This is a genomic window from Collinsella aerofaciens ATCC 25986, from assembly GCF_964259375.1.
Classification (GTDB): Bacteria; Actinomycetota; Coriobacteriia; order Coriobacteriales; family Coriobacteriaceae; genus Collinsella; species Collinsella aerofaciens_BO.
This window is the reverse complement of sequence record NZ_CAXVJM010000001.1, coordinates 82581-107819: the sequence shown is the minus strand read 5'-3', so window position 1 is coordinate 107819 and position 25239 is coordinate 82581. Positions and strand designations below refer to the sequence as shown.

22 protein-coding genes, 2 tRNA genes and 1 pseudogene are annotated in these 25239 nt (G+C 60.7%); 5 read left to right on the top strand and 20 right to left on the bottom strand.

Annotation, left to right across the window (positions count from 1 at the left end; all coding sequences use genetic code 11):
- Positions 1–50: 50 nt before the first annotated feature.
- The 4 genes from smpB to ACEXKH_RS00530 all read right to left on the bottom strand — a co-directional run bounded on the left by smpB (position 51) and on the right by ACEXKH_RS00530 (position 1691).
- Positions 51–521 (bottom strand): SsrA-binding protein SmpB, encoded by a 471-nt coding sequence (gene smpB / locus ACEXKH_RS00545; protein WP_006235325.1) that lies wholly within the window; start codon positions 519–521, stop codon positions 51–53.
- On the bottom strand, positions 511–1428 hold the full coding sequence (locus tag ACEXKH_RS00540) for a hypothetical protein (protein WP_373572679.1): 918 nt from the start codon (positions 1426–1428) through the stop codon (positions 511–513). Before ACEXKH_RS00540 ends, smpB begins: the two co-directional genes overlap by 11 nt.
- Positions 1429–1526: 98 nt before the next feature.
- A tRNA-Glu gene (locus tag ACEXKH_RS00535) sits at positions 1527–1600 on the bottom strand.
- Positions 1601–1617: 17 nt separating this feature from the next.
- Positions 1618–1691, bottom strand: a tRNA-Gln gene (locus ACEXKH_RS00530).
- 276 nt (positions 1692–1967) lie between these two features.
- Between ACEXKH_RS00530 and ACEXKH_RS00525 the strand changes: the two genes are divergently transcribed.
- Positions 1968–2378: a hypothetical protein gene (locus tag ACEXKH_RS00525; RefSeq protein ID WP_373572678.1), complete on the top strand. Its 411-nt coding sequence runs from the start codon at positions 1968–1970 to the stop codon at positions 2376–2378.
- Positions 2379–2590: 212 nt separating this feature from the next.
- On the opposite strand, the gene ACEXKH_RS00520 is transcribed toward ACEXKH_RS00525, so the two are convergent.
- The 10 genes from ACEXKH_RS00520 to ftsE form a co-directional block, all read right to left on the bottom strand.
- Positions 2591–2950, bottom strand: a complete 360-nt coding sequence (locus ACEXKH_RS00520) for an arsenate reductase family protein (RefSeq protein WP_373572677.1) — start codon at positions 2948–2950, stop codon at positions 2591–2593.
- 92 nt (positions 2951–3042) lie between these two features.
- Positions 3043–4095 (bottom strand): MupG family TIM beta-alpha barrel fold protein, encoded by a 1053-nt coding sequence (locus ACEXKH_RS00515; RefSeq protein ID WP_373572676.1) that lies wholly within the window; start codon positions 4093–4095, stop codon positions 3043–3045.
- Positions 4096–4212: 117 nt separating this feature from the next.
- Complete coding sequence (locus ACEXKH_RS00510; RefSeq protein ID WP_373572675.1) at positions 4213–5643, bottom strand: PTS transporter subunit EIIC; 1431 nt, start codon at positions 5641–5643, stop codon at positions 4213–4215.
- Between the two features lie 57 nt (positions 5644–5700).
- On the bottom strand, positions 5701–6624 hold the full coding sequence (murQ, locus tag ACEXKH_RS00505) for an N-acetylmuramic acid 6-phosphate etherase (protein ID WP_373572674.1): 924 nt from the start codon (positions 6622–6624) through the stop codon (positions 5701–5703).
- Between the two features lie 10 nt (positions 6625–6634).
- Positions 6635–7486, bottom strand: a complete 852-nt coding sequence (locus tag ACEXKH_RS00500; protein ID WP_343006269.1) for a MurR/RpiR family transcriptional regulator — start codon at positions 7484–7486, stop codon at positions 6635–6637.
- A 197-nt stretch (positions 7487–7683) separates the two neighbouring features.
- A complete protein-coding gene (locus ACEXKH_RS00495; RefSeq protein WP_373572738.1) occupies positions 7684–8253 on the bottom strand; it encodes a VanZ family protein in 570 nt (189 codons plus the stop codon).
- Between the two features lie 120 nt (positions 8254–8373).
- Positions 8374–8979 carry a recombinase family protein gene (locus tag ACEXKH_RS00490; RefSeq protein WP_373572673.1) on the bottom strand — a complete coding sequence of 202 codons (606 nt, stop codon included), beginning with the start codon at positions 8977–8979 and terminating at the stop codon, positions 8374–8376.
- Between the two features lie 174 nt (positions 8980–9153).
- The gene (locus tag ACEXKH_RS00485) at positions 9154–11289 is read right to left on the bottom strand and encodes a ribonuclease R family protein (protein ID WP_373572672.1); all 2136 of its coding nucleotides are present in this window, start codon (positions 11287–11289) and stop codon (positions 9154–9156) included.
- Between the two features lie 192 nt (positions 11290–11481).
- Positions 11482–12402 carry a permease-like cell division protein FtsX gene (gene ftsX / locus ACEXKH_RS00480; RefSeq protein ID WP_343006266.1) on the bottom strand — a complete coding sequence of 307 codons (921 nt, stop codon included), beginning with the start codon at positions 12400–12402 and terminating at the stop codon, positions 11482–11484.
- On the bottom strand, positions 12389–13609 hold the full coding sequence (gene ftsE / locus ACEXKH_RS00475) for a cell division ATP-binding protein FtsE (protein WP_445012647.1): 1221 nt from the start codon (positions 13607–13609) through the stop codon (positions 12389–12391). Before ftsE ends, ftsX begins: the two co-directional genes overlap by 14 nt.
- A gap of 384 nt (positions 13610–13993) precedes the next feature.
- Between ftsE and ACEXKH_RS00470 the strand changes: the two are divergent.
- Positions 13994–14086: pseudogene (locus ACEXKH_RS00470) on the top strand (zinc-ribbon domain-containing protein); the annotation flags it as partial.
- Positions 14087–14110: 24 nt separating this feature from the next.
- A complete protein-coding gene (locus ACEXKH_RS00465; protein WP_373572743.1) occupies positions 14111–15292 on the top strand; it encodes a hypothetical protein in 1182 nt (393 codons plus the stop codon).
- 117 nt (positions 15293–15409) lie between these two features.
- Here the strand turns inward: ACEXKH_RS00465 and ACEXKH_RS00460 are convergent, their stop codons facing one another.
- The 6 genes from ACEXKH_RS00460 to rpmE all read right to left on the bottom strand — a co-directional run bounded on the left by ACEXKH_RS00460 (position 15410) and on the right by rpmE (position 23134).
- Positions 15410–16351 carry a transketolase family protein gene (locus ACEXKH_RS00460; protein ID WP_117797450.1) on the bottom strand — a complete coding sequence of 314 codons (942 nt, stop codon included), beginning with the start codon at positions 16349–16351 and terminating at the stop codon, positions 15410–15412.
- Between the two features lies 1 nt (position 16352).
- Positions 16353–17183 (bottom strand): transketolase, encoded by an 831-nt coding sequence (locus ACEXKH_RS00455; protein WP_373572671.1) that lies wholly within the window; start codon positions 17181–17183, stop codon positions 16353–16355.
- 207 nt (positions 17184–17390) lie between these two features.
- Positions 17391–18281 carry a YitT family protein gene (locus ACEXKH_RS00450; protein ID WP_373572670.1) on the bottom strand — a complete coding sequence of 297 codons (891 nt, stop codon included), beginning with the start codon at positions 18279–18281 and terminating at the stop codon, positions 17391–17393.
- Positions 18282–18411: 130 nt separating this feature from the next.
- Positions 18412–19560 carry a peptide chain release factor 2 gene (gene prfB / locus ACEXKH_RS00445; RefSeq protein ID WP_117583026.1) on the bottom strand — a complete coding sequence of 383 codons (1149 nt, stop codon included), beginning with the start codon at positions 19558–19560 and terminating at the stop codon, positions 18412–18414.
- Complete coding sequence (gene secA, locus ACEXKH_RS00440) at positions 19560–22367, bottom strand: preprotein translocase subunit SecA (protein WP_117778512.1); 2808 nt, start codon at positions 22365–22367, stop codon at positions 19560–19562. Before secA ends, prfB begins: the two co-directional genes overlap by 1 nt.
- 341 nt (positions 22368–22708) lie before the next feature.
- A complete protein-coding gene (gene rpmE, locus ACEXKH_RS00435) occupies positions 22709–23134 on the bottom strand; it encodes a 50S ribosomal protein L31 (protein WP_006235303.1) in 426 nt (141 codons plus the stop codon).
- 305 nt (positions 23135–23439) lie between these two features.
- Here rpmE and ACEXKH_RS00430 point away from each other — a divergent pair, with 305 nt between their 5' ends.
- On the top strand, positions 23440–23727 hold the full coding sequence (locus ACEXKH_RS00430; RefSeq protein ID WP_006235289.1) for an ACT domain-containing protein: 288 nt from the start codon (positions 23440–23442) through the stop codon (positions 23725–23727).
- A gap of 77 nt (positions 23728–23804) precedes the next feature.
- The gene (locus tag ACEXKH_RS00425; protein WP_055310358.1) at positions 23805–25223 is read left to right on the top strand and encodes a citrate synthase; all 1419 of its coding nucleotides are present in this window, start codon (positions 23805–23807) and stop codon (positions 25221–25223) included.
- Positions 25224–25239 lie beyond the last annotated feature (16 nt).

Sequence of the window (25239 nt, the reverse complement as noted above, 5' to 3'; positions counted from 1 at the left end):
CCTCAAACAGGCAAAACAGTCCGTATTCCACCGCAACTTGTACAGAGCGTCTAGCGGTTACGCTCCTTGAGGGCGCGGTCAATCTCGCGCTGGACATCGCGCTTGGCCATATCCTCGCGCTTGTCGTAAAGCTTTTTGCCGCGGCCTAGGCCCAGCAGCAGCTTTACGCGGCCGTCAGTATTAAAGTAGAGTTCCAGCGGCACCAGTGCATAGCCGCGGTTGCGCAGTTTGCCGTCAAGAAAGTCAATCTCCTTGCGGTGCAGCAGCAGACGACGGCGGCGATCAGGGTCGCGATTCCACACGCCACCATGGCTATAAGGGTGAATATGCAGGCCCACGAGCCAGCACTCGCCGCCACGAATCAGTGCAAAGGTGTCGGTGATCTGGCACGCGCGCTCGCGAATCGACTTGACCTCGGTACCGCTCAGCTCAATGCCGCACTCAAAGGTCTCATCGATAAAGTACTCGTGGTGTGCCGAGCGATTCTTGGAGATGAGCTTGCGTTCGCGCTTACTGGGCATCGCCGGCCTCCTTGGCTCCATCGGCGTTTGAGCCCGCGGTGTCGCGCTTTGCCTTGCGCTCAGCATTGAGTTCGGCGTCGCTCTCGCGCACCAGTTTGATAATCGCCGCGCAGGCCTCCTCGCCCACAAGGTCGCGAGCACGCACTGTCAGGCGCGTCGCCTCCTGCTTGTCGCCGTCGCTTGCAGCATCGGTCGCGCACATAATCAGGCAGATGGCAATCTCGGCCGAAGGCGAGGTCGGCACGCCTTGCAGGGCCAGTTCACCCATCACGTGCTCGTCGCTCTCCTCGGCGGCATCCGGATAGGTGGTATGAATCTTGTTGAGCAGGCGCGTCGTGTGCGCATCGTTGGGCGCTAAGCGCAGTGCCAGACGCGCGCAACCCACGGCGGCCGAGACATTCTCGGTCTCGGGCTCAAGGAAATACTGGCCCAAGTTGGCATAGGCGCGGGCGGCGCACTTGCCATCGCTTGCACGCTCCAGCACCGAGAACGAGAGCGATGCCCATTCCTGCTTGTCCTCGAGTGCACGGAACAGCTCGGCCAAGTCCAAGCGATAGTTGCAGTTCATGGGGTCCCAGCGCACAGCCTGCATCAGGGCATTACGAGCGCTCACATAATCCTGCTGGCGAATGTAGGCAAACGCCATGTCAGAGTACAGGCGGTCAAACGGCACCTCGACCTGCACGAGCTCGCGCGGATCCTTCTCCACGCGGCGATAGGCCAAGCGCTCAAACTTGCTATCGAAGCTAAAGTATTGGCGCTTCTCCTCCGTCTTGCACTCGGCATCGATATACTCCTCGGCAAGCTCCACCAGACGCTCCAGCAGCGGCGTCGCCGTAGCCAGGTCGCCCTGCGCCAGATAGTTCTCGGCATACGTGATGTCTTGCAAGCTGATGGGCAGATCCATGGCTACTCCTCGATCTGAGCGAAACACGGCAGGCGCCGTATATACGGTCGATACACAAAACCCGGGTCTCTTGCGAGGCCCGGGCGTTCATTTGTGGGTAGCCCGTACCAGATTCGAACTGGTGATCTCCGCCTTGAGAGGGCGGCGTCCTAAACCGCTAGACGAACGGGCCATATGTAGCAAATGCAATGGCTGGGATGGAGGGAGTCGAACCCCCATTGACGGAACCAGAATCCGCTGTCCTGCCATTAGACGACATCCCAATGACTGCATCGCTGCGCTCGGCTGTGCCTTTGCGCAAGAAAGAAATATACGGGAAGTCCCGCCATGACGCAAGCCCCAATTTTGACTTTTTTGAAATTCGGCCAAATTGGCCTAATTTCGTCCAACCCGTGAAGGACCTGTGAAGCCGACCGCTGTACATGAAGGGCAAAACGCCGCGAGCGGTAGCCGTCAACCGTTGGCAGATTCTACCGCGAAAACGATAGCACTAGGCAACACAATCGAAGTATCAATGATCGCGTAGATATCGAGGCACCATGGACGAAGAGCTTGATTACCTATGGGAGACCCTGGGCCTCGAGATCGCTGCTGACCTTTGGCCCGAACGGGACAAAATCCATCCCACACTGCGCCCAGCCATCACGGTGATGCAGGCAAGCTACCGTCGCGCCTCATTTTTGATCATGCGGACGTCATGGCATGCGGCGCTCCCCGACCTCAAGCGCATCCAGGCAAGCCTCGTCGAGCTGTCCGGCATGCCGACCGTCATATCCGAGACGAACCTGGAGCGGCGGCAGCGCGAGCGCCTGCAGCGGCAACGGATTCCGTTTATCTGCCCCGGCATTCAGGCATACCTGCCCTTTATGGACGAAGAGTACTGGAGCGACACGCCCGACAAGCATGTAAAGATCTACGACCCACGCGAATGGGCGCAGCTGGAGGACTGACTGGGGCAGGCCCGCCCTGGGGCAGGCCCGCCGGCGGAAAGCGCATCCCAGATTTCAAGCTCAAACTGGTCCCCACTTTCCCGTCGAACCCTCAACCGGAAACCGTGTCCCGGAATCAGCGCTCGAAACGGGATATCATTTCCGATAGAACCCTCAACCGGAAAGCACATCCCAGAATCAGCGCTCGAAACGGGACGTACCTTCCGCAGCCGCTACAGCAACGCCTCGGTCCAAGCCGCTTCCTTAAAGCCGGGGATCGCAAAGTCGTCGCCCACCAGTAGCGGACGCTTAACCAGCATGCCGTCGGTCGCCAGCAGCTCGCAGCATTCCTGGTCCGTCATACCCTCATCCAGGCGCGCCTTCAGGCCCAGCTCTCGATATTTCATGCCCGACGAGTTAAAGAAGCGTCGCACCGGCAGCCCCGAACGAGCAATCCAGGTCGCAAGTTCATCGGCCGTGGGATTGTCCGTAACGATATCGCGGTCGATATACTCAACCCCATGTTCGTCCAGCCATGCCTTGGCCTTTTTACAGGTCGAGCACTTGGGATATCCAACAAACAGTACGGTCATGGGAATCCTCCGAATGTAGATCGGCCAACGCAGGTACACACCATACGAGGCGCCTTCGCATGGTGAGGCAATTGTAGCCCACGGGTCACACGCTAAACGAACCATACCCCGAATCCGCGTTTGATGAACGGCAGCAGCTCCATTGCCTCGGGCGTGATATGGCCTGCAACGTTCATACGCTCGTCGCCGGGAAGATCGACCCGCGCAATCTCAAGCTCACCTTCGTAGCGCCCATAGCCGCTATTGCTCACAGCGATCGACCCCGTCTTTCGCGGCACGCCGACACTGGTGTCCGTCGGCACGAAATCCGGCTTAAGCGTCGTGCGCGACTCCTGAGACCTAAAGATGAGGGCGCTCGAATCGGGCCGGTCGTGATGAATCTGCCCGCGCACATAGGCATAGCCGGGGTCAAGCTCGCATTGCAAATCCACGTATCCGGCAGAAACTTGAGCAAACTGCGCCCAACCCGCATCGGAAAGATCGGGGTCGCCGACCAAAACAATGTCGCAATCGGCGCCGTGTGCGAGCTCAAGCATGTTGAGGGCAACCTTCGACGCGCGACCGCGCTGCGCCTCAACCGTCGGCAGTCCCTCGAATACCGGCCCGCGAACGTTGGCGTCACCTGGCACAAAAGCCATGATTTCGAAGCCAAGCGCCGCAAGACGAAGATTCGTCCGAGCAATGTCCTCCAGAGCTAAACCGGTATAAGGCTTGGGATAAAAATTGTGGCAGGCGGCAAAACGAGTCACATCGGCACCGGCTTCTCGCCACGATGCGATTTCATCAGAACTCACCGTCGACGCATTGACCACAATGCGAAATTCACCGGACAGCTCCGCGACCCGCTGGGCGCTAAAGCCATAGTCCAAACGAAGGTATTCCAGCCCCAGATCGCGCAGATCTTCGATACGCTCAAGCCCGAGCAAATCGCACGTGCGCGGTCCCACATCGGCAATGAGCGCAATGCCGCGGGCGGAAAGCAGCGACAGCACATGACGGACCTTATCGGCATACGCCGCTCCCCCATCCTCGGGAATATGCAGTGAGGTAAACGCATAGCGCGCACCCGCCGCAGCACCACGCTCAATCGTCCGCTCAATATCCTGCAGAGGGCTGGAAAGATAAATCGAAATACCCGTTTTCACGCTTCAACGCTCCTTTAAAAAAGGCCGGCGGAGCAGTTAGCCCCGCCGGCACAACCATAGCATCAAGAAATCTTCCGCGCGCCGCGAGCCCTGAGCAACACGGCTCGCGGTATCAAACTACTCGCCAAAGAACTCGTTGATCTTCTGCTCGTCGACGCCAAAGAACCACGTCAGGACAAAGCCGGCGGCATAAGCAAGCAGCATAGCGGCAACGTAGCCGAGCTGCTGGCCAGGAACGACGATCAACAGGCCAAACAGACCGGAAACACCCTGGGAAACCGTGCCGATGTGAAGCAGCGCCGCAAGCGCGCCGCCAAATCCGGCACCCAGGCAGGCCGTCACAAACGGACGAACGAGCGGCAGCGTAACGGCATACATCAGAGGCTCGCCCACGCCCAGGATTCCAACGGGAATGGACTCTGCGACGTACTTCTTGAGCTTGGCGTTCTTGGTCTTAAAGTACAGCGCCAGACCGGCACCGACCTGGCCGCCGCCAGCCATCATAAGGATGGGCAGCAGGTAGTTGATGCCCTTGGTAGCGCCGTCGGGATCGTTGAGCATAGCGTGGATCGGTGTGAGCGCCTGATGCAGGCCGACGGACACCAGAGGCAAGAAGCCTGCCGACAGGATATAGCCGCCCAGGACGCCCAGCTTCTCGAAGATAAAGGTGAGGACGCTAAAGATGGCAGTCGTCAGCCATGCGCCAACCGGCTGGATGACGAGCATCAGAGCAAAGGCGCCGATGATGAGCACCAGCAGCGGGGACAAGAACGTGTCGAGTGCGTTGGGCATAACCTTGCGAATCTGACGCTCCATCCAGGCGAAAAACGCACCAGCGATGAGAGCCGCGATCATGCCACCCGCTGCGGGGTTGTACTGCGCACTGGTGAGCGGCAGCAGAATGGCAGTGGCAGGATCAGCCGCGCCAGGCGCAAGCAGGGGCATGGCACTGTTGGCGATACACATCATGCCGGCGATGCCGCCCAGCGCAGCGGAGCCACCAAACTCACGCGCCGCGTTATAGCCCACCAAGATGGGCAGATAGGCAAACAGGGCCCAGCCCATGGAACGAATGCCCTGGTACCACCACTCGCCTGCAAGCGCGCCTGCCGTCGAGACGTTAATGACGTTGCAGATACCGTTGATGAGGCCAGCCGCAATGATGCCGGGAAGCAGCGCGACGAAAACATTGGAAATCTTCTTGAGGAAGGCCTGAACCGGCTTAGACTCGTACTTGGCCTTCTGCGCGGCCTTGTTTGTGGCCGCAGCGTCAACCACGCTCTCGTCAGCAACGCCTTTCGCGAGGCCGGTGAGCTTGGAGAACTCCTCGAGTACCTTATTCACCCTGCCCGGACCCAGCACGATCTGCATCGTGTCATCCTCAACCAGGCCCATCACGCCGTCGAGCGCCTTAATACCCTCCGTGTCGACGTTGCCCGTGTCTTTGACGGTCACGCGCAGGCGCGTCATGCACGCCGCGTTTGCGAGCACGTTGTCTTTACCGCCCAAAAGGTCCAGCAGCTTTTGAGCCAGCTCTTTGTTCGTCATAACTCCTCCTTGTATTGGGTATCTCGTCTAGATGTCATATCAGCTCACGCCGTGCACCTATTGGACATCGGCATTGCTCTTCTCATGGCCACTCACCGCAGTACGGACATGGCCGTGCGCCCGTTCAAGAGCTACCGCAGCCTGCTCGGCATCGCAGTCCAACAGCACCGAGACAATAGCGGTTTTTACGTGGCCGCCGGCATCCGCAAGCGCCTGAACAGCGCGCTCGCGCGTGCAGGCGGTCGCTTCCATCACGATGTTCTGGCCGCGCACCACCAACTTCTCGTTCGTCTGCTGCACATCGACCATCAGGTTTTGGTACACCTTGCCAATCTTGACCATGGCACCGGTCGAAATCATGTTGAGAATGAGCTTTTGGACCGTTCCCGCCTTGAGCCTCGTTGAGCCGGTCAGCACCTCGGGACCGGGCACGGGCTCAATGGCAAGATCTGCGCTCTCCCCGATCTTCGACCCTTGGTTGCAGGCAATTGCAATGGTCTTGCACCCAGTTGCCTTGGCGTACACAAGGCCGCCCACCACATAGGGAGTACGACCGCTTGCCGCCAGGCCAACGACAAGATCCTTGTCCGAAAGTCCACGCTCCCGCAGGTCGTTCGCGCCAAGCTCCTCGCTGTCTTCGGCACCTTCGACAGCCTTGATAAACGCCGTCTCGCCCCCGGCAATGAGCCCGACAACCAGATCGGGCGATACGCCAAACGTAGGCGGGCACTCCGAAGCGTCAAGCACGCCCAAACGACCACTAGTGCCCGCGCCCATGTAAAAGACGCGACCGCCGCGCTCGAGCGCCTCGGCAGCCCAGTCGATTGCCGTGGCAACCTGTGGCAACACTTTCGTAACCGACTGGACGGCGCGAAGGTCCTCATCGTTCATCGTCGTGACGATTTGCAGCGATGTCATCGTGTCGAGGTCCATTGACTTTTGATTTCGCTGTTCTGTCGTGAATTTCGTTAAATCAAGCATTTTGTTCACCTCATCTTTCCTGTTTCTCGATGTAGTTTTGCTTGATGGCATGCGTCGCCCGTTCGTAATCGCTCGCAACGTAAGCAGCGTAGAGGGCATCGACAACCATAAGCTGGGCCATACGCGAGGCCATGGCACCGCTGCGGACCAAGGGCTCGCTTGCAGCAACGCCGAGCACGGCATCGGCCACGGTGGCAAGCTTGGACGATCCGTCTACCTTGGTCACGGCCACAACGGGACAGTTGTGGCGTTGGGCCTCGGCAGTGCAGTCCAGCACTTCTTGCGTTAAGCCCGAGTAGCTAAAAGCAATGCCGATATCGCCTTCGTGCATGTTCTTGGCGCACAAGAGTTGGTCGTGCCAGTCATCGTACAGATGGCATTCCTTGTCGACACGCATGAGCTTTTGTGCCAGATCGTGAGCAACTAAGCGAGAAGCACCAATACCGAACAGATTGACCATGCGCGCCTGCTTAAGATAGGCTGCGCATCGTTCCAAAACGGTGTAATCGAGTGTTCGCGCCGTCGCCTCGATCGTACGCACGTTGCTTTTCATCACCTTCCCCACGATTCGCTCGACGCTGTCATCCATGGAGATGTCCTCGAGGGCAACGTCCTTTCTGTCGCCCAAGAGCGCAAGTTCGGCAATCAGTTCGCGCTGAAACTCCTTGTAGCCCGCAAAACCCAAACGCTTGCAAAAGCGCAAAATGCTCGAGGGCGAGGAGAACGTGGCATCGGCAAGACCGCGGACGGACAGCCCGACCACCTCATGCGGATGAGCGCTCACATATGCGATGACATTGCGTTCTGCCGGGCTCGCGCTGAGCTCACGCTCACGAAGCCTTAAAAGCAATCCGTTTGCCATCTCAAACACCTCCGTTGAGAAGAATTAAAGACCAAAGAATGATTCGTACCGGATATAAACAGCTTTTACGGTACATTGTGCCGCATCATGGTGCACAAGGGGCGAGCGTTCTACCGCTCGCCCCTCAAATCCGACCGCTCGGAAATACACGCGACACAAAATGATTCATCGAGGTCGCATTATTCGTAACAGAGTTGTTAACGGCGTCTCGCATGGGCGCCAATGGGACAGGTCGCGCGCTGAACCAGCACCGCCGCCAGCAGTACCAACAACATGGCGGCAATGTAGCCCGCGGCATCGAAGCCCAGATCGATCATGTCGAAATGACGACCAGGAACAAAGATCTTGTGCACTTGGTCACCGACAGAGCAGACGGCGCAAAAGAGCAGAGCGACTACGTACCGGAATCGCGCGCATGGCAGGCACTCGCCCAGGCATGCCGCTGTCGCCGAAGCAAACAGTCCTACAAAGAAGAACTCAACGGTATGTGCGACGCGACGAATGTTGACACCCATCCACAGACGAACGGGTGCAAGCGGGTCGGAATGGGCGACGGTGGCCTTTGAGCCCGCGCCCCCGGCGGCATCTCCCGCCTGGGACTCCTGCGCGGCGTCTGGCCGCACGTCCGCAGCCCGTCCTTCCACCGCACGCGCGGTGGACTCGCTGAGCGACGACGTCTGCTCCACGTTTTGCTCCGTCAGTATCCAAATACTTGCCAGCGTCACGACCAGCAGGACAACCGAAATCCATCCGACTATGTGCTTCACACGCGCCAAGAGCTAACCTCCGTCATTTTTTGAGCAGCAGCGAGTGTACCCCCAAATGCAGTTGTCGCCGTAGCGGAATCCAAAATGTTCGAATCGGGGCGCCAAAGGACCGTGGCGCCCCTACTCCGTCTCGCGCATCCAGCGATTGAACGTCCCCACGCACACGCCTAGCCGCTTTGCCGCCTGACTCCGCGTGATATCACCCGCCTCGTAGGTATCGCGCACCAGCTCGAATTGCGGAGGACAGGGCTTGCGGGGCCGGCCAAAGCGCACGCCGCGCGCTCGTGCCGCCGCAATGCCCTCGGCTTGGCGCCGGTGAATGTTCTCGCGCTCCACCTGCGCTACATAGCTCAGCAGCTGCAAAACAATATCGGCAATCAACGCACTCGTCACGTCCGACCCACCACAGTCTCTGGCGCGCGTGTCGAGCAATGGCATGTCCAGCACCACGATGGCGGCGCCGAGCTCTTTGGTTATGCACCGCCATTCCTCGAGGATCTCGCTGTAGTTACGGCCCAGCCGATCAATGGAAAGTACCACCAGCACATCACCGGAATCCAACGCGCACAGCAGCTCGCGATACCGCGGTCGATCGAAGTCCTTGCCACTCGCATGGTCGGCAAAGATATTCGCCGGTTCCACGCCATAGGCGCCCAGCGCATCCAGCTGCCGATTCAGATTTTGATCACGCGAGCTCACCCGCGCATACCCGTACACCGTTGTCATCTCATCCCCGCTCTCTCGTAGACCTCCCAAAAAGGAACAGGTTTATTTTGGTAGGTTTTATCTCCCCTATAGCAGGCGGAAGACGCAAGCGCGCGGGCGGCAAGACGATTGAACCGCCACAAAAAAGGCGGCCCCAAAAGACCGCCCCGTTCTCTATCAATCACCAAATTCCGGCTAATGAATAAGCCTGAAATCCAAGTGCCCGCGCGTGGTGTTGACGCGCGAGACCTCGATGATCACGCGCTGCCCCAGCTCATAGCGAGTCCCCGTGTCGGCGCCCGTGAGCGTGAGCGCGTCTTCATCAAACTCGAACCACTCGTTGCCCAGGCTCTTGATCGAAACCAAACCCTCAACCTGTGTCAGATCCAGGCGCACAAAGAGGCCCATGCTGCTGACCCACGAGATCGTTCCGGCGTAGCGCTCGCCCAGGCGGTCCTCGTAGTACTGGGCGATCTTGATCTTTTGCGTCGCATGGCTGGCGGCGTCGGCCGCACGCTCGGCATCGCTGCACGCGCGGCAGATTTGCGGCAGGATGCGCGGCAGGGACTCGCGGCCCTTACCGATCAGCCGCGGCGTACGCACCAAGGCGTCCTTACCGCCCAGCCGCTCGTAGGCCAGCTGCAGCTTGAGTACGCGATGCACTACCAGGTCGGGATAGCGGCGAATGGGACTCGTAAAGTGGCAATAGCACGGCGCGGCAAGTGCAAAGTGGCCCTCGTTGCGCGGCTTGTACAGTGCGCGCTGCATACTGCGCAGCAGCAACGTGTTGACGAGCGGCGCGTTGGCCGTACCGGCTGCGGCATCAACCGCCGCCTGCAGCTCGTCGGGGCTTCCCAGGGCAATGCCTGCCGCGCGACGGTCATCGATGATGCCCAGCTGTGCCAGCGCCACGGCGGCACCGTGCAAGCTGTCGGGACTGGGATCGTCGTGCACGCGATAGCAGGCCTCGATATCGCGGTCGGCCAGCCACTCCGCCACGCACTCGTTGGCCAGCAGCATGGCTTCCTCAATCAGCGACGTGGCACACGAGCGCTCACGGGCCACGATCTGCACGGGCACGCCGTCCTCGTCCAACAGCGCACGGATCTCGGCCGTATCAAAGTCGACCGAACCGCGTGCGCGACGAATACGACGGCGAAGCTCGGCGAGCTCGTTGGCAGCTACGAGGAAATCCCCCAAGTCGACGTTATAGCCGCGAGCGGTCTCCTCGCACGCAAGCCCGCGCTCGAGCGCTTCCTCGCGCGAGGCTTCAACCGCGGCAACATCCTCGGCGGCACCCTCCAGCACCGAATACTCCACCGCACCGGCACGTACCAGCAGCGCCTCGGCGCCGTCGTAGTCCATGCGCACGCGCGAGCGAATCACGCTGGGATAGGGATCGTAATGGCGCACGCGACCCTGCGCGTCGAGCTCAATGTCGACAGTAAACGCCAAACGGTCCTCGTCGGGACGCAGCGAGCACAAATCGTTCGACAGGCGCTCGGGCAACATAGGCAGCACGCGATCGGCAAGATACACCGACGTCGTGCGATGGCGGGCTTCCAGATCGATATGTCCATCCCAGGCAACATAGTGCGAAACGTCGGCAATATGGACACCCAGCTTATAGCCACCCTCGGGCGTGCGCTCCAGCGAGATGGCGTCGTCAAAGTCGCGCGCGTCGACCGGGTCAATCGTAATGACAAAGCGGTCGCGCAGGTCTCGGCGGAGCGGGTCCTTGAGTGCCGAGGCCACATCGAGCGAAAGTGCCTCGGCCTCGGCTAGCGCGGCCTCGGGATAAGTATCGGTATAGCCATAACGCGCCATCACATACTGAACGCCCAAATCGGGCGCATCATCGCCGCCAATACGGCGCTCGATCGTCACGGTGCCCGATTCCAGGCGCGTCGGATACGTCAAAATGCGTGCGACGACCGCATCACCCGGATGAACGCCCAAGCGCTCCGCCGAAGTGTCCTCCGGCAGAATAAAGAAATCGGCCTTAAGGCGAGAATCAAGCGGCTCGATCACCCCGAGCGGGCCGGCGGTCTGGTACGTGCCCACCACACTAATGGCTGCACGCTCGACGACGCCCTCGATTACGGCGCGTCGCTCGCCATGCGGGCTGTTCTTAATGCTCACGGCAACGGTATCGCCGTCCATAATCTCGCGCTTGCCGCGGCCCATGACCTTGTAGTCGCCGTTTTCGGTTACAACGTAGGCGCTGTGCTCATGGAGCTGCACGCGTCCGGTCAGACTCGGGCGACGCTCGCTGCGTACCGGCCCGCGCTTATTGCGAGCTCCACGCTTATGCTTGTTATTGCGCCCCATGGCGCCTCCTTACTATCGATGGCCGTTTACACCCCAAGAGTCTACCCAAATGATCCCTAGGGGACGGCAGGATTGCGGATCACATGGATAGACCAGCGCCACGATGATCCGCAATTCTGCCGTCCCCTAGGGGACAAAAAACGGGCCGCCCCAAAAGAGACGACCCGTTGAAGGAACGAATTCCAAGCACACCTACACGCGCAGATAGCGGCGCATGGCGATGGCGGAACCAAAGAGACCGATAATGACGCCGACCAGAATCAGTGCGGCGTAGGTCACCAGGTAGTACTGCATCGGCAGCGCAAACGACATCCAGCCGATGCTCTCCTGCAGACGCGGAACCATCAGGTTACGCAGCAGCTCCAGCACGCCGATGGAAAGCAGCGAGCCCAAAATGGCCTGCAACACGCCCTCGGTAATGAACGGTCCGCGAATAAAGCCGTTGCTTGCGCCCACCAGACGCATGATCGCGATCTCACGACGACGCGCCGTAATGGACAGGCGAATCGTGTTGTTAATGAAAATGAACGCGATAAAGGTCAGCAGGCCGACGAGCACCACAGCGGCGATACGGATGTAGTTCGTCACCTGGAACAGGCGGCTCACTTCCTCCTGGCCGTACAGAACGCTCGCGTTAACGTCGCCGTCGTCCGCGATCTTCTGGAAGTCGGCGTTCTTCTTGAGCTTCTGGGCCGTGCTCTCGACCATGGACGGATCGTCCATCTCGATGGCAAACGAAGCCGGCAGCGGGTTCTGACCGTCGAGCGCGCTCATGGTAGCGTCGGCGTTACCCGACATCTTGCTCGTGTACTCGGCCAGCGCGTCGTCCTTGTCCTTGTACGTCACGGACTTGACGTTGCTCCACGTCTTGAGCTCGGCCTCAAAGGCCTGAACATCTGCCTGGTCGGCGTCATCGCTAATAAAGGCGTTGATGACGACCTGATCCTCGACGGTGCCGATCACGGAGTTCAGCATCGCGGAACCCATAATGAACAGGCCGATGATAAACAGCGAAAGGAAAATCGTGATGACGGCGCCGAGCGAGGTGGTCCAGTTACGGAAGAAGTGGCTGATTGCCTCTTTGAGCGAGTAGCCCACGTTAGTTGGTGCCATAGTTGCCGTAACCTCCCCTCTCCTGGTCGCGGATTACGTGGCCGCCCTCGAGGGCGATCACGCGACGGTGCATGCTATCGACCATCTCGCGGTCGTGCGTAGCGACGATCACGGTGGTACCGGTGCGGTTAATGCGCTCGAGCAGCTTCATGATGCCCAGCGAAATCGCCGGGTCGAGGTTGCCCGTGGGCTCGTCGCAAATCAGCAGCGGCGGGCGGTTGACCATAGCGCGGGCAACGGCCACGCGCTGCTGCTCGCCACCGGAAAGCTGATCGGGCAGCGAGTCCATCTGGTCGGCCAGACCGACCAGACGCAGCACCTCGGGCACCTGGCTGCGAATGACGCCCTTGGGCTTGCCGATGCACTGCAGGGCAAACGCCACGTTTTCGTAGGCGGTCTTTTGCGGCAGGAGCTTAAAGTCCTGGAACACGGCGCCAATCTGACGACGCAGGAACGGGACCTTGCGGTTCTTGATCTTCATGAGATCCTGGCCGGCGACCAAAATGCGACCGCTTGTGGGCTTGACGTCGCGGTTGAGCGTCGACAGCAGCGTGGTCTTACCCGAGCCGGAGTGACCGACCAAAAAGACGAACTCGCCCGGATAGATCTCGATGTTAATGTCGTCGAGTGCGGGCTTGTTGGGCTGCGCCGGATAGATCTTGGTGACGTGCTCCATAAGGATGACGGGCTCGACACCGGCCTGCTTGGCCATCTTTTTGCGGCTGGCCTGCGGGTCGATGGGCGCAAACACCGACGTGAAGTCGGGGTTGTTGAGCGCGTTGTCGAGGCTTGCGACCTCGGCGGCCTGATCGCGCTCGACCACGGGAGCCGCAGGCTGCGTGGGGTCGGGAATGCCGGCAAAAAGACCGGACTGCGCGGGCTGCGGCGTGGGAGCCGCAGGGGCCATGGGATCGGGGATGCCGGCCATGGTAGGCTGCGGCGTGGCGGCGCTCATCTGAGGCTGAGCCACGCGAGCGGTCACCGCCTGAACGGGCTCAAAGCCAGCCGTGCCGGAAAGCGCAACATCGTTGTTGGGGTTGTAGGCAAAGGGATCTGCCGCCGGCTGTGCCTGATCTGCCGGCTGTGCGGGGATCGGGCTAAACAGCTGATCCTCTGAATCCGGAGTGGCGAAACGACTGCCCGCGGCGCTCGACTGCGTCTTGGGGGCTTCATCGCCCGCACCGGAGGTACGGAAGTGGTTACCCACTGGTGCTCCTTATCGTCGTGCGTTTAAACTACATGAGCGCTTTGTATTTTAGCAGGATTGCCTTTGCTGCACATAAGAAGCATGGCGGGCTTTGGGTTCTGTCCGGCCGGGCACAGGGTTACCTCCCAAATCGTCCTCGGACATGTCGGAGCCCCCGCTGCGCGCTTCGCGCTGCGGGGGCTCCTCCGTCCTGCGGAAAGATTTGGGAGGTAACCCTGTGCCCGGCCTGCGGCTGCTAAGGGGCCTCTTTAGAAGTTGCGGTGAAATAGGGACTGTTTTAGCAGTTAAAAGCCCTCATCAGTCCCTATTTCACCGCAACTTATATTGGGGCTCATTGTTGCGCAACTTGGGTTGGGGTTTTCGTTTTACAGTTGAGTTAGAAAGATGGTTCTCGGCTTGCTGGAGGTTGATATGGTTTGTCCGTATTGTGGTGCTGAGCTTGCTGATGGTGCACGGTTTTGCGTGGGATGCGGAGCCGCGCTTGCTGATGGGCCAAAGACTATGCCTGTAGCCGAACCTGCGGTTGCGCCGGCACCTGTGGGTTCGCCCGCTCCCGGTAAGAAGCCTAAGAAAGGCGTCGTGATCGCCATCGTCTGCACAGCAATACTTGTTGTTGGCGGGGGCGGTGGGCTGGCGTATCACCTGTATCAGCAGCATGTTCAGGAGCAGGAGCAGTATGAGTCGGCGCATTCCAAGCATGCGCTCGTGGTGAGCGTAAAGGCTGAAGGGTGGGACACCGATAACGGCGCTTCGCGTGTGCCGGTGCGCGTAAAGGGCAAGACGGTCGACGGAAAGAAGGTCGACAAGGTCGAATATGTCGCTTCCGACGGCTCGGGCATCAAGCTTATCCAGGGCAAGTACACGCTCAAGGCGGCAGGCTCCCCCATCGCCGCCGATGGCACTATCTACCAGGTGCCTTGCACAAAGGCCGAGCTTACGATCGACGACGCTTTTGCTAAGGGCGAGAAGATCGACTTGGCAGAACTCGCCGAGCAGGATTCGGTTTTGGACTTTACGCCCATCGATGCTGTCGACGTGACCGACGACGAGATCAACGATGCCGTGACACTCGCCATGGCATACAAGGGTAAGGACGCGCCCAACGTCGATGCGCTGCAACACGCCGCAACGAACCGCCGCGACACCGCCGTCGCGGCCAAGAAAGCCGCCGAAGAGGAAGCGGCGCGCCAGGCCGAGGAACAGCGCAAAGCCGCCGCACGCCACATCGAGGCCCAAACCTTCAGTGTCGACCTGCCCGAGTACTGGGATGGTAGGGTGACAGCAGAAGTCGACGGAGATTCGATATGCTTATATTCGACCGCCTATCCAGATAAGTACATCGGCAGTCTCACCGGATACGACCACGAAGCACAGGTTGGTGGCGATGTCAGCGGCTCGTTGGTAAAGGACATCAACCTTGGCAGCGGTCACTATGTCGAGATTTGGATTCGTCGCTGGGCCTACGACGCCGCGACGGCTCATCTTTCCAAATTCTCATCGAGCTCGAGCGCCTGCTCTGATGATGCCGCCCGCGAGACCCTCGACTTACAGTCCTTGGGAGCCGTCTCATTCGATACCATTGTCTCCGAAATGAAAGCGACAAACGCGCAGGAATCCAAAACGCTCTTCAAGGCAGACGAAATCTTTGCCGGCACCCTGGCCCCGACCGTAAAACCTCTCTAGCTTCTTTCCCTGCCGTCTCCAAACGCAAAGCCGGGGTGCCCCCACATGGAAGGCACCCCGGCTTATTTATTGCCCAATGCGGGAACGGCTCTCAAGGTAAGGCCAACGCAAAATGCCTTAGGCCAAGAACTCCTTGGTGGTCGCCACGATGTTGGCGGCGTCCAGGCCGTACTTGTGCAGGAGCTCGGCACCCGGGCCGGACTCACCGAAGGTGTCGTTGACGCCAATCTTCTTAAGCGGCGTCGGGCACTGCTCGCACAGGACGTCGGCAACGGCGCTGCCCAGGCCACCGATCACGGAGTGCTCCTCGACGGTCACGACGTGGCCGGTCTTGGTGGCACTCTTGACGATCAGGTCGGCATCGATGGGCTTGATGGTGTGCATATTGATGACCTCGGCATCGATGCCCTCGGCAGCGAGCTGCTCAGCGGCCTCGAGGGCCTCGCCGACCATCAGGCCGCAGGCGATGATGGTGACGTCGGCGCCCTCGCGCATGACGATGCCCTTGCCTACCTCGAACTTGTAGGTCTCGGGGTCGTTGATGACCGGCGAGGCCAGACGGGCAAAGCGCATGTACACGGGACCGTCGCACTCGTAGGCGGCGCGCGTCACGGCGCGGGCCTCGACGTCGTCGGCGGGAACAATCACGGTCATGCCGGGGATGACGCGCATCAGGGCGATATCCTCGCAGCACTGGTGCGTGGCGCCGTCCTCGCCCACCGAGATACCGGCGTGCGTGGCACCGATCTTAACGTTAAGGTGCGGGTAGCCGATGGAGTTGCGGACTTGCTCAAAGGCGCGGCCGGCGGCGAACATGGCAAAGCTGCTCGCGAAGGCGACGCGGCCGGTGGTTGCGATACCGGCGGCAACACCCATCAGGTTGCTCTCGGCAATGCCCACATCGAAGAAGCGGTCGGGGCAGGCTGCCTTGAACTTGCCAGTCTGCGTGGCGGCGGCCAGGTCGGCGTCGAGGACCACAAAGTCATCGTGCTCGTTGGCGAGCTCGACGAGGGCCTCGCCGTAGCTTACGCGCGTGGCGATTTTCTTGACGTCTGCCATCCTAGAGCTCCTCTCCGGCGGCCGTGAGCTCTGCCATGGCCTGCTCAAACTGTTCATCGTTGGGGGCCTTACCGTGCCAACCCACCTGGTTCTCCATAAAGGAGACGCCCTTGCCCTTCATGGTCTCGGCGATAATGGCAGTCGGCTGACCCTTGGTGGCGCGGGCCTCGGCAAAGGCGGCGCGGATCTGATCGAAGTCGTTGCCGTCGGCGAGCTCCACCACGTGGAATTTGAAGGCGCGGAACTTGTCGGCGAGCGGCATGGGGTCGTTGACCTCCTCGACGGGGCCGTCAATCTGCAGGCCGTTGTGGTCGACGATCACGCAGAGGTTATCGAGCTGCTGGTTGCCGGCAAACATGGCGGCCTCCCAGACCTGGCCCTCCTCGCTCTCGCCGTCGCCCAGCAGGGCGTAGGTGCGGTAAGTATCGCCCCAGTGCTTGGCGGCAACGGCCATGCCCACGGCGGCGGAGATGCCCTGGCCGAGCGAACCGGTGGACATGTCGACGCCCGGGGTGTCGTTCATGTTGGGGTGACCCTGCAGGTGGCTGCCGATGTGGCGCAGCGTCTCGAGATCCTCCTTGGGGAAGAATCCGCGCTCGGCGAGCACGGCGTACAGACCAGGCGCGCAGTGACCCTTGGAAAGCACGAAGCGATCGCGGTCGGCCTTGCGGGGGTCGGACGGGTCGACGTTCATTTCCTCAAAGTACAGATAGGTCATGATGTCGGCAGCGCCGAGCGAACCGCCCGGATGGCCGGACTTGGCAGCGTGCACGCCGGTGACGATGCCCTTCCTTACCTCGTTGGCAACCTTTTTGAGCTCTTCGTCGCTCATTGTGCCTTCCTTTCATCCTCTTTAGACAAGATGCGCACGGCACAGAAGGTCGTCCCAACCCAGCCGCGATGCACGTACGTCATTCATTATGCTGGAAACTGGAAGCTTTACCAGAGTATTTATCATTATTTGAGCAATTTAGCAGGCAGAACCGCTGATGAAACGGTTTATCAATGTGAAAGTCTTTTGGATGGAACGCAGTCGGCCCTACGCGTTAATGTCCTTGAAGCCCTCACCGAAAGTTTCTGTAACGTCGGCCACGGTCACGATGGCGCGCGGGTCGCGCTCGCGAACAATGGTCTTGAGCGTGTTGAGCTCGCGACGGCTCACGATGACCATGATCACCGGCTTCTCGGCGCCCGAGTACATGCCGGTCGCCTTAAACTTGGTGCAGCCGCGGCCCAGGCCATACATGATGTCGGCCGCGATATCGGGAAACTTGTCCGAGATGATGAGCACCATACGGCGCCTGTTGCCGCCGTCGACCACAGCATCGATCACGTAGCCGCTAATGACCATCGAAAGGCCCGCATATAGCGCGTTTTCGACCGAAAAGACCGGGGCCGACAGCGCGCACACGGCAACATCGATCGCCATGACGGTGGAGCCCACCGGTAGCGACGTATTGCGCGAGATAATCTGACCGATGGTGTCAGAGCCGCCAGTGTTGGCACCGGCACGCAGCACCATGCCGTAGCCGATGCCCGTGATAATGCCGCCCCACATAGCGGGCAGCATCAGATCGGCATGTGCCAGCGGCGCCACAAACGGAGCGAACAGGTCGGTGAAAAAGCCCAGCAGCACAAAACCCGTCGCCGTCTGCACCACGTAGAACATGCCACCCTCGCGCATAACCACCAGCAGCAGCAAGGCGTTCATCACGATAGTTTGGATACCGACAGGCAGCGAGACGCCATGAGACGCACCGACCGCCTGGATAATCGTGGCGAGACCCGTAACGCCGCCGGCGGCAAGGCCGTTGGGGATCAAAAACAAGTCTGTCGCGATAGCTGCCAGGGCGCAGCCAAACATAATCTTGGGCAAGTCATGAAAGAAGTTCATCGAAAGAATGCGCTTGATGTCCAGACGATATGCCATGCTGCCTCCCTCAAAAAAGCGCACCCAAACGAGTGCGCTTTGAACTTCTTGCTGTATTCGATTCTACCGATTCACCGGGCAAATACCACCCCTGCGAAGTGTTTGCATCGACCCGGAGCCAATCATGTGCCTAGGCAGACGATGCTTCCGCATCGGCGTTGCCGGTTGCCCAACGATGGTAGCCGATCACAAACGGATCCAGATCGCCATCGTCGAGAACGGCCTCGACGTTGCTGGTCTCCACGCCCGTGCGCAGGTCCTTGACCATCTGATACGGGTAGAGCACGTAGCTGCGAATCTGGTTGCCAAAACCGATCGTGGTCTTGGGCCCGCGAATCTCATCCAGGGCCTCGGCGCGCTTCTCGAGCTCGATCTCGTACAGACGGGCCTTAAGAATCTGCATGCACGCGGCCTTGTTTTGAATCTGGCTGCGCTCGTTTTGGCAAGTGACAACGATGCCGCTGGGAAAATGCGTAACGCGTACGGCGGAGTCGGTGGTGTTGACGCCCTGACCGCCCGGGCCGCTCGCGTGATACACGTCCACACGGATATCGTCGGGACTGATCTCGATGTCGATATCGTCAGGCAGCACGGGAATGACCTCGACGCCGGCAAACGTGGTCTGGCGGCGCTTCTTGTCGTCGGTGGGGCTAATGCGCACCAGACGGTGGACGCCGGCCTCGGCGCGCAGCATGCCAAACGCGTCCTTGCCCTCGACGGTAAAGGTCGCACGGTCGATGCCGATGACCTCAGCCGCGGGACAGTCGTTAATGGTGACCTTCCAGCCGCGACGCTGGCAGTACTTCATGTACATCTTAAAGAGCATGAAGGTCCAGTCCTGCGCCTCCAGGCCACCCTGTCCGGGCTTGATGGTCACAATCGCGTCGCCGTGATCGAACTCACCGGTAAACCAGCTCGAAAGCTCGAGCTCGTCGATAGCGCGGGCCAGGCGTTCTGCCGTAGCGGCAGCCTCCTCGCGCAATGCGGCGGCATCGGGGTCGTCGCCCATCTCCTCGGCAAGCTCCAGCGCCGCGCGGGCGTCAGATAGCTCGCCGCGCGCGGTATCCACGGCAGCGATATCTTCCTTGGCGCGAGCGATCTCCTCCATGGTTGCGCGAGCGGCGTCGGCGTCATCCCAAAAGCCGGGGGCCACGCTTTTTGCCTCGAGCTCGGTCACGCGCGTGCGCTTCTCGTCCAAATGAAGATACGACTCGACCTCGCCGAGCCGGTCCGCAAACGCGTCCAGCTCGGCGGGCGTTACCTCTAAAGCCTCGGCCATTAACGATTCCTGCCGTGGCAGTACTTGAACTTCTTGCCGCTGCCGCAGGGGCAAAGGTCGTTGCGGCCCACGTTGACATAAGGGTCATCGCTCTCGGACTTGCGGTAGGTGGTCACCTTGCCGCCGTTGTTGACAGCAGCCGGGCCTCCCTGGACGGCCGTACGAGCCTGAACCTGTGCCTGCTTGCGCAGCACCGAGCTGCCGTTGTCGCCATCGACGTCGGCGGGGCCGGAGAAGCGCGCACCCTCGAGCGCGGGGTCCTCCTTGTGCTCCACGGCCTGCGGGGCGGCCTTGATCTCGATGCGCAGAACGGTGCGCAGGTAATCCTCGTACATGGTGTCAACGAGCATCTGGAAGGCACCATAAGCCTCAGTCTTGTACTCGACCAGCGGGTCGCGCTGGCCAAAGCCGCGCAGTCCGATACCGGTCTTGAGGTAGTCCATCTCCTGCAGGTAGTTCATCCAGCGGGTATCGATGACGCGCAGCATGACCTGAGTGTTGAGCTCGCGCATGAGGTCCTCACCCAGGCGCTCGGCCTTCATGTTGTAGCACTTCTCAACGTATGCCAGGACATCGGCAGCCAGGGCCTCGAAGTCCTCGTCGGGGAACTTGGGCGTATCGATATGCCCGGTGAGCTCCACGACCCACTTGCGCAGGCCCTCGAGATCGCGCTCGCCATCGTGGCTGTCCTTGGTGCAGAACTCCTGCACGCAGCGGTACACGGTGTCGTGCATGACCTCGGTGATGTGGTCGGTCAGGTCCTTGCCGTCCAGAATCTTGTTGCGCTCGGCGTAGATGACCTGGCGCTGCTTGTTCATGACGTCGTCGTACTCAAGAACGCTCTTGCGCATGGAGAAGTTGATGCTCTCGACCTTGTGCTGGGCGCTCTCAACGGCCTTGGAGATGATCTTGTGCTGGATGGGCATGTCGTCGCCCATGTCGGCGGTAACCATCATCTTGGAGACGCGGTCCATCTTGTCGCCGCCGAACAGGCGCATGAGGTCGTCCTCGAGCGACAAGTAGAACTGAGTCTCGCCCGGATCGCCCTGACGACCGGAGCGGCCGCGCAGCTGGTTGTCGATACGACGGGACTCATGGCGCTCGGTGCCGATGACGGTCAGGCCGCCGGCGGCAAGCACGCGCTCGCGCTCGGCCTTGCAGGTCTCCTTGGCCTCGGCGTTAAACTGCTCGAGCTGCTCGGGCGTCACGTCCTCCATGGTCAGGCCCTCGTACTCAAGGCGCTCGCGCACCAGCTCGTCGGGGTTGCCACCCAGCAGAATGTCGGTACCACGACCGGCCATGTTAGTAGCGATGGTCACGGCGCCGTAGCGTCCGGCCTGGGCAACGATATGAGCCTCGCGCTCGTGATGCTTAGCGTTGAGGACCTCGTGCGCGATGCCGCGCTTGGTAAGGGCGGCCGACAGCTTCTCGGAGCTTTCGATGGAGACGGTGCCCACCAGGACCGGCTGGCCCTTGGCGTGACGTCGCTCGACGTCGTCGGCAACGGCGTTGTACTTGGCCTGGATGGTGCGGTACACCAGATCCTCGTGGTCAACACGCTGAACGGGCTTGTTGGAGGGGATGACCTCGACGGGCAGCTTGTAGATCTCGCGGAACTCGGCGTCCTCGGTGAGTGCCGTACCGGTCATGCCGGAGAGCTTGTCATACAGGCGGAAGTAGTTCTGCAGGGTGATGGTGGCAAGGGTCTGGTTCTCCTCGCGCACGAGCACGCCCTCTTTGGCCTCGATGGCCTGATGCAGGCCCTCGGAGTAGCGGCGGCCTTCCATGATGCGACCGGTGAACTCGTCGACGATCTTGACCTCGCCGTTAGTGACCACGTACTGCTTGTCGCGATGGAACATGTACTGAGCCTTCAGCGCCTGCTGCAGGTGGTTGACCAGCTGGCCCGAAAGGTCGGCATAGATGTCCTCGATGCCCAGGCGGCGCTCGATCTTCTTAAGACCGCGCTCGGTGGCGGCGATGGTGTGCTTGGCCTCGTCCATGACGTAGTCGCCCGTGGGCTCGACGTCCTCGGTGGCGGTGAGCATGTCGTGCGACACGTCCTCACCGCGCTCCAGGCCGCGCACGGCACGCGCGAAGTCCTTGTAGGTGCTGGCGGACTTGGTGCCGGCGCCCGAGATGATGAGCGGCGTTCTGGCCTCGTCGATCAAGATGGAGTCGACCTCGTCGACGATGGCGTAATGGTGGCCGCGCTGTACGCGCTGCTCGGGGCGGGTGACCATGTTGTCGCGCAGGTAGTCGAAACCGAACTCGGAGTTGGTGCCGTAGGTGACGTCTGCCTGGTAGGCCGGGCGCTTGAGTTCGAGCGGCATGTTGTTCTGGAGCAGACCGACGGTCATTCCCAGGTACTTGTAGATGCGGCCCATCCACTCGGAGTCGCGCTTTGCCAGGTAATCGTTGACAGTAACGACATGCACGCCCTTGCCAGCGATAGCGTTGAGGTAGCCGGCCAAGGTGGAGACCAGGGTCTTGCCCTCGCCGGTCTTCATCTCGGCAATGTGGCCCTCGTGAAGCGCCATGGCGCCGATAAGCTGTACATCAAAGTGACGCATGCCCGTGATGCGCTTTGAAGCCTCGCGCACGGTGGCAAAAGCCTCGGGGAGCATATCGTCGAGCGACTCGCCGTTGGCGTATCGCTCGCGGAACTTATCGGTCTGGGCGCGGAGCTCCTCCTCGGTCATCTTCTCAAACTGGGGCTCAAGACCGTTGATCTCGTCGACGATCTTGTAGTAGCGCTTCAGGTCCTTATCGGATCCAAAGGACAGCAGCTTTGACATGAATCCCATGTGGTTTTCCTTTTTGGCCATCGCCCGCGGCGTGAAACCTTGGGCGAGTTAAACACAGATAATTGTACTTTAGCCAAACAAGGCACCGCCTATGCGGTCGACCTCAACCGCCACGTAATAACTACGACCAACCTGCCAAAAAGGGACTGGTTTATTTTGGCAGCTTTTATCTGGGAAAACGCTGTCTCTCTGCCATTTGGTGCAAACCAACCTGTCCCCTTCGCACCAATCTGGTGCAATGGGGACAGGTTGGTTTGCACCAATAAAATGAAAAGGGCCGCGCACCCCATTGGATGCACGGCCCTTTTGCCATGAATGCGAGCGATTCCTCGGCGAGCTATTTACTCAGCAGCCTCGGTGGTCTCGGCCTCGGCAGCGGCCTCCTCGACGGGAGCCTCTGCGGGAGCCTCGGCGGCCTGCTTGGCAGCCTCCTCGGCAAACTTAGCAGCACGCTTGGCCTTCTCGGCAGCCTTAGCCTCAGCGGCGGCCTTGCGAGCGGCCTCGGCCTCAGCAGCCTTGGCAGCCTTGGCAGCCTTGGCCTCCTCGGCCTTCTTGAGCTGGGCGGCAGCGGCGCCACCGAACTTGTCGGCGAAGCGCTGGACGCGTCCACCGGTGTCGACGAACTTCTGCTGGCCGGTGTAGAACGGGTGGCACTCGTTGCAAAGCTCAACCTTCATCTCGGACACGGTAGCGTGCGTCTTGAAGGTGTTGCCGCAGGAGCACGTCACCGTGCACTCGACATACTGGGGATGGATACCCTGTTTCATGGTAGGACTCCTTATTGGTCAGGCGCTGGTTACCGATCAGCGCATAAGGCGTCTTGGTTTCCGACCAAGACAACAAACTCGGCTATGGTACCACGGCGCCGCGCGTCCCACAAAAGGTTCACGGTCTTTGTGCAATGCGGCGTGGCCAACCTCAGCGAGCACGCACCCCATCGAACCTTCATCCATGTTGCAGACGTGTAACGCCGCAGCAAGCACACCCCTTTTGGCGCCAGACAGGTACAATGATGAACACTGTACCGTAGCGGAGCGCCCCCGCGCGCCGCAACCACGCGAAAGGGTTTCCCATGGCCGAGATCTCGTCCTCCCGCATCGTCATCACCGTCCTTGGCAAGAACCGCCCCGGTATCGTCGCCGGCGTCACCCGTGTTCTGGGCGAGGCCAACGTCGACATCCGCGACATTACGCAGTCCATTATCGAGGACATCTTCACCATGACCATGCTGGCCGATACCGCCGAGTCCAAGCTCGACTTCGCCGAGCTGCAGAAGGCGCTGGCCGAGGCCGGCGAGCTTTCGGGCGTCAACGTGTCCATCCAGCGCGAGGACGTCTTCAACTTTATGTACCGCCTGTAGCGAGCAAGCCGCTGGGGATAGCCTGACGCGCGCATGCCCATGCAAGTCACCCCGATGCGGCCCGGAGAGGAGCGCGCATGGCCTACGACGCCAAGAAAATCTATTACCGCTTCGATGACCACTTGAGCCGCCTGGTTCTGGATTACGAAGCAAGCCGCCAGATTTCGCCTGAGAGCGAAAGCCTCTACCACGGCCTGCCGACCGACCCTTATGACGAGGGCCTGTTTGTTGAGCACAATGTCAAGCGCGGCCTGCGCAATGCCGACGGCTCGGGCGTGGTCGCGGGCCTCACTCGCATCTCGGATGTGCACGGCTACAACAAGGTCGACGGAAAGGTCGTGCCCGATCAGGGCAAGCTCACGCTTCGCGGCTACAGCATCGAGGATCTGGTCAACAATGCCCAGGCCGAGAATCGCTACGGCTACGAGGAAGTCGCCTATCTGCTTATCACGGGTTCGCTGCCCAACAAGGAAGAGCTCGACGGCTTTTGCGAGCGCCTGGGCGCCTTTAGACATCTGAGCGACGAGTACGTCAAAGAGTTCCCTATGACCACGGTGTCGTCGAGCATCATGAACGTGCTCCAGCGCGCCGTGCTGCTGCTCTACGCCTTCGATGCCGAACCAGACGTGATCACGCCCGAGCACGAAATCGACGTCGCCATTTCCATGCTCGCACGTCTCCCGCGCATCGCCGCCTTCGCCCACATGGCCTCGATTGCCAAGCTTCGCGGCTCCGAGGTTCACGTGCCGCACCCCACGCCCGGCCTCTCCACCGCCGAGACCATTCTGCAGGTCCTGCGCGGCGGCATGGCGTTCACCCGCGATGAGGCGATGCTGCTCGACGTGATGCTCATGCTGCATGCCGAGCACGGCGGCGGCAACAACTCCACCTTCGCTTGCCGTGTGCTGTCGTCTTCGGCCACCGACCCGTATTCCGCCTACGCCGCGGCTATCGGCTCGCTCAAGGGCCCGCGCCACGGCGGTGCCAATGCCAAGGTCGTGTCTATGCACGAGGACATCCGCGCGCATGTTTCCAACTGGGAGGACGAGGACGAGGTCGCGGCCTACCTGGGCAAGATCCTCGACAAGCAGGCCTTCGACGGCACCGGCCTCATCTACGGCATGGGCCACGCCGTCTATACGCTCAGCGACCCGCGCGCCGAGGTCTGCCGCCGTTACGCGCGCTCACTGGCAGCCAAGAAGGACTTGGGCGAAGAGTTCGCACTCATCGAGCGCATCGAGCGCCTGGCGCCCCAGGTCATGCGCGACCATGGCATGACCAAGCCCATCTGCGCCAATATTGACCTGTACACGGGCTTTATCTACAAGATGCTCGGCGTACCCGAGACGCTCTTTACGCCGCTGTTCGCCGTCGCCCGCATGGCAGGCTGGTCGGCGCACCGCATGGAAGAGCTCTTCTGCGCGCACCGCATCATCCGTCCCGCGTATCGCCCGGTTATCGAGCCGCTGGAGTACAAGCCGCTCGCCGATCGCTAGGACGCGGACCGTTATA

What these genes read in the sequence shown, in the direction of transcription:
- rpmE (WP_006235303.1), bottom strand. Translation starts at nt 23,134, where the DNA reads ATGAAACAGGGTATCCATCCCCAGTATGTCGAGTGCACGGTGACGTGC.
- ACEXKH_RS00500 (WP_343006269.1), bottom strand. Translation starts at nt 7,486, where the DNA reads ATGGCAAACGGATTGCTTTTAAGGCTTCGTGAGCGTGAGCTCAGCGCG.
- ACEXKH_RS00540 (WP_373572679.1), bottom strand. Translation starts at nt 1,428, where the DNA reads ATGGATCTGCCCATCAGCTTGCAAGACATCACGTATGCCGAGAACTAT.
- ACEXKH_RS00430 (WP_006235289.1), top strand. Translation starts at nt 23,440, where the DNA reads ATGGCCGAGATCTCGTCCTCCCGCATCGTCATCACCGTCCTTGGCAAG.
- ACEXKH_RS00425 (WP_055310358.1), top strand. Translation starts at nt 23,805, where the DNA reads ATGGCCTACGACGCCAAGAAAATCTATTACCGCTTCGATGACCACTTG.
- secA (WP_117778512.1), bottom strand. Translation starts at nt 22,367, where the DNA reads ATGGGATTCATGTCAAAGCTGCTGTCCTTTGGATCCGATAAGGACCTG.
- ACEXKH_RS00485 (WP_373572672.1), bottom strand. Translation starts at nt 11,289, where the DNA reads ATGGGGCGCAATAACAAGCATAAGCGTGGAGCTCGCAATAAGCGCGGG.
- prfB (WP_117583026.1), bottom strand. Translation starts at nt 19,560, where the DNA reads ATGGCCGAGGCTTTAGAGGTAACGCCCGCCGAGCTGGACGCGTTTGCG.
- ACEXKH_RS00525 (WP_373572678.1), top strand. Translation starts at nt 1,968, where the DNA reads ATGGACGAAGAGCTTGATTACCTATGGGAGACCCTGGGCCTCGAGATC.
- murQ (WP_373572674.1), bottom strand. Translation starts at nt 6,624, where the DNA reads ATGCTTGATTTAACGAAATTCACGACAGAACAGCGAAATCAAAAGTCA.
- smpB (WP_006235325.1), bottom strand. Translation starts at nt 521, where the DNA reads ATGCCCAGTAAGCGCGAACGCAAGCTCATCTCCAAGAATCGCTCGGCA.
- ACEXKH_RS00455 (WP_373572671.1), bottom strand. Translation starts at nt 17,183, where the DNA reads ATGAGCGACGAAGAGCTCAAAAAGGTTGCCAACGAGGTAAGGAAGGGC.
- ACEXKH_RS00465 (WP_373572743.1), top strand. Translation starts at nt 14,111, where the DNA reads ATGCCTGTAGCCGAACCTGCGGTTGCGCCGGCACCTGTGGGTTCGCCC.
- ACEXKH_RS00520 (WP_373572677.1), bottom strand. Translation starts at nt 2,950, where the DNA reads ATGACCGTACTGTTTGTTGGATATCCCAAGTGCTCGACCTGTAAAAAG.
- ACEXKH_RS00450 (WP_373572670.1), bottom strand. Translation starts at nt 18,281, where the DNA reads ATGGCATATCGTCTGGACATCAAGCGCATTCTTTCGATGAACTTCTTT.
- ACEXKH_RS00460 (WP_117797450.1), bottom strand. Translation starts at nt 16,351, where the DNA reads ATGGCAGACGTCAAGAAAATCGCCACGCGCGTAAGCTACGGCGAGGCC.
- ftsX (WP_343006266.1), bottom strand. Translation starts at nt 12,402, where the DNA reads ATGGCACCAACTAACGTGGGCTACTCGCTCAAAGAGGCAATCAGCCAC.
- ACEXKH_RS00510 (WP_373572675.1), bottom strand. Translation starts at nt 5,643, where the DNA reads ATGACGAACAAAGAGCTGGCTCAAAAGCTGCTGGACCTTTTGGGCGGT.
- ACEXKH_RS00490 (WP_373572673.1), bottom strand. Translation starts at nt 8,979, where the DNA reads ATGACAACGGTGTACGGGTATGCGCGGGTGAGCTCGCGTGATCAAAAT.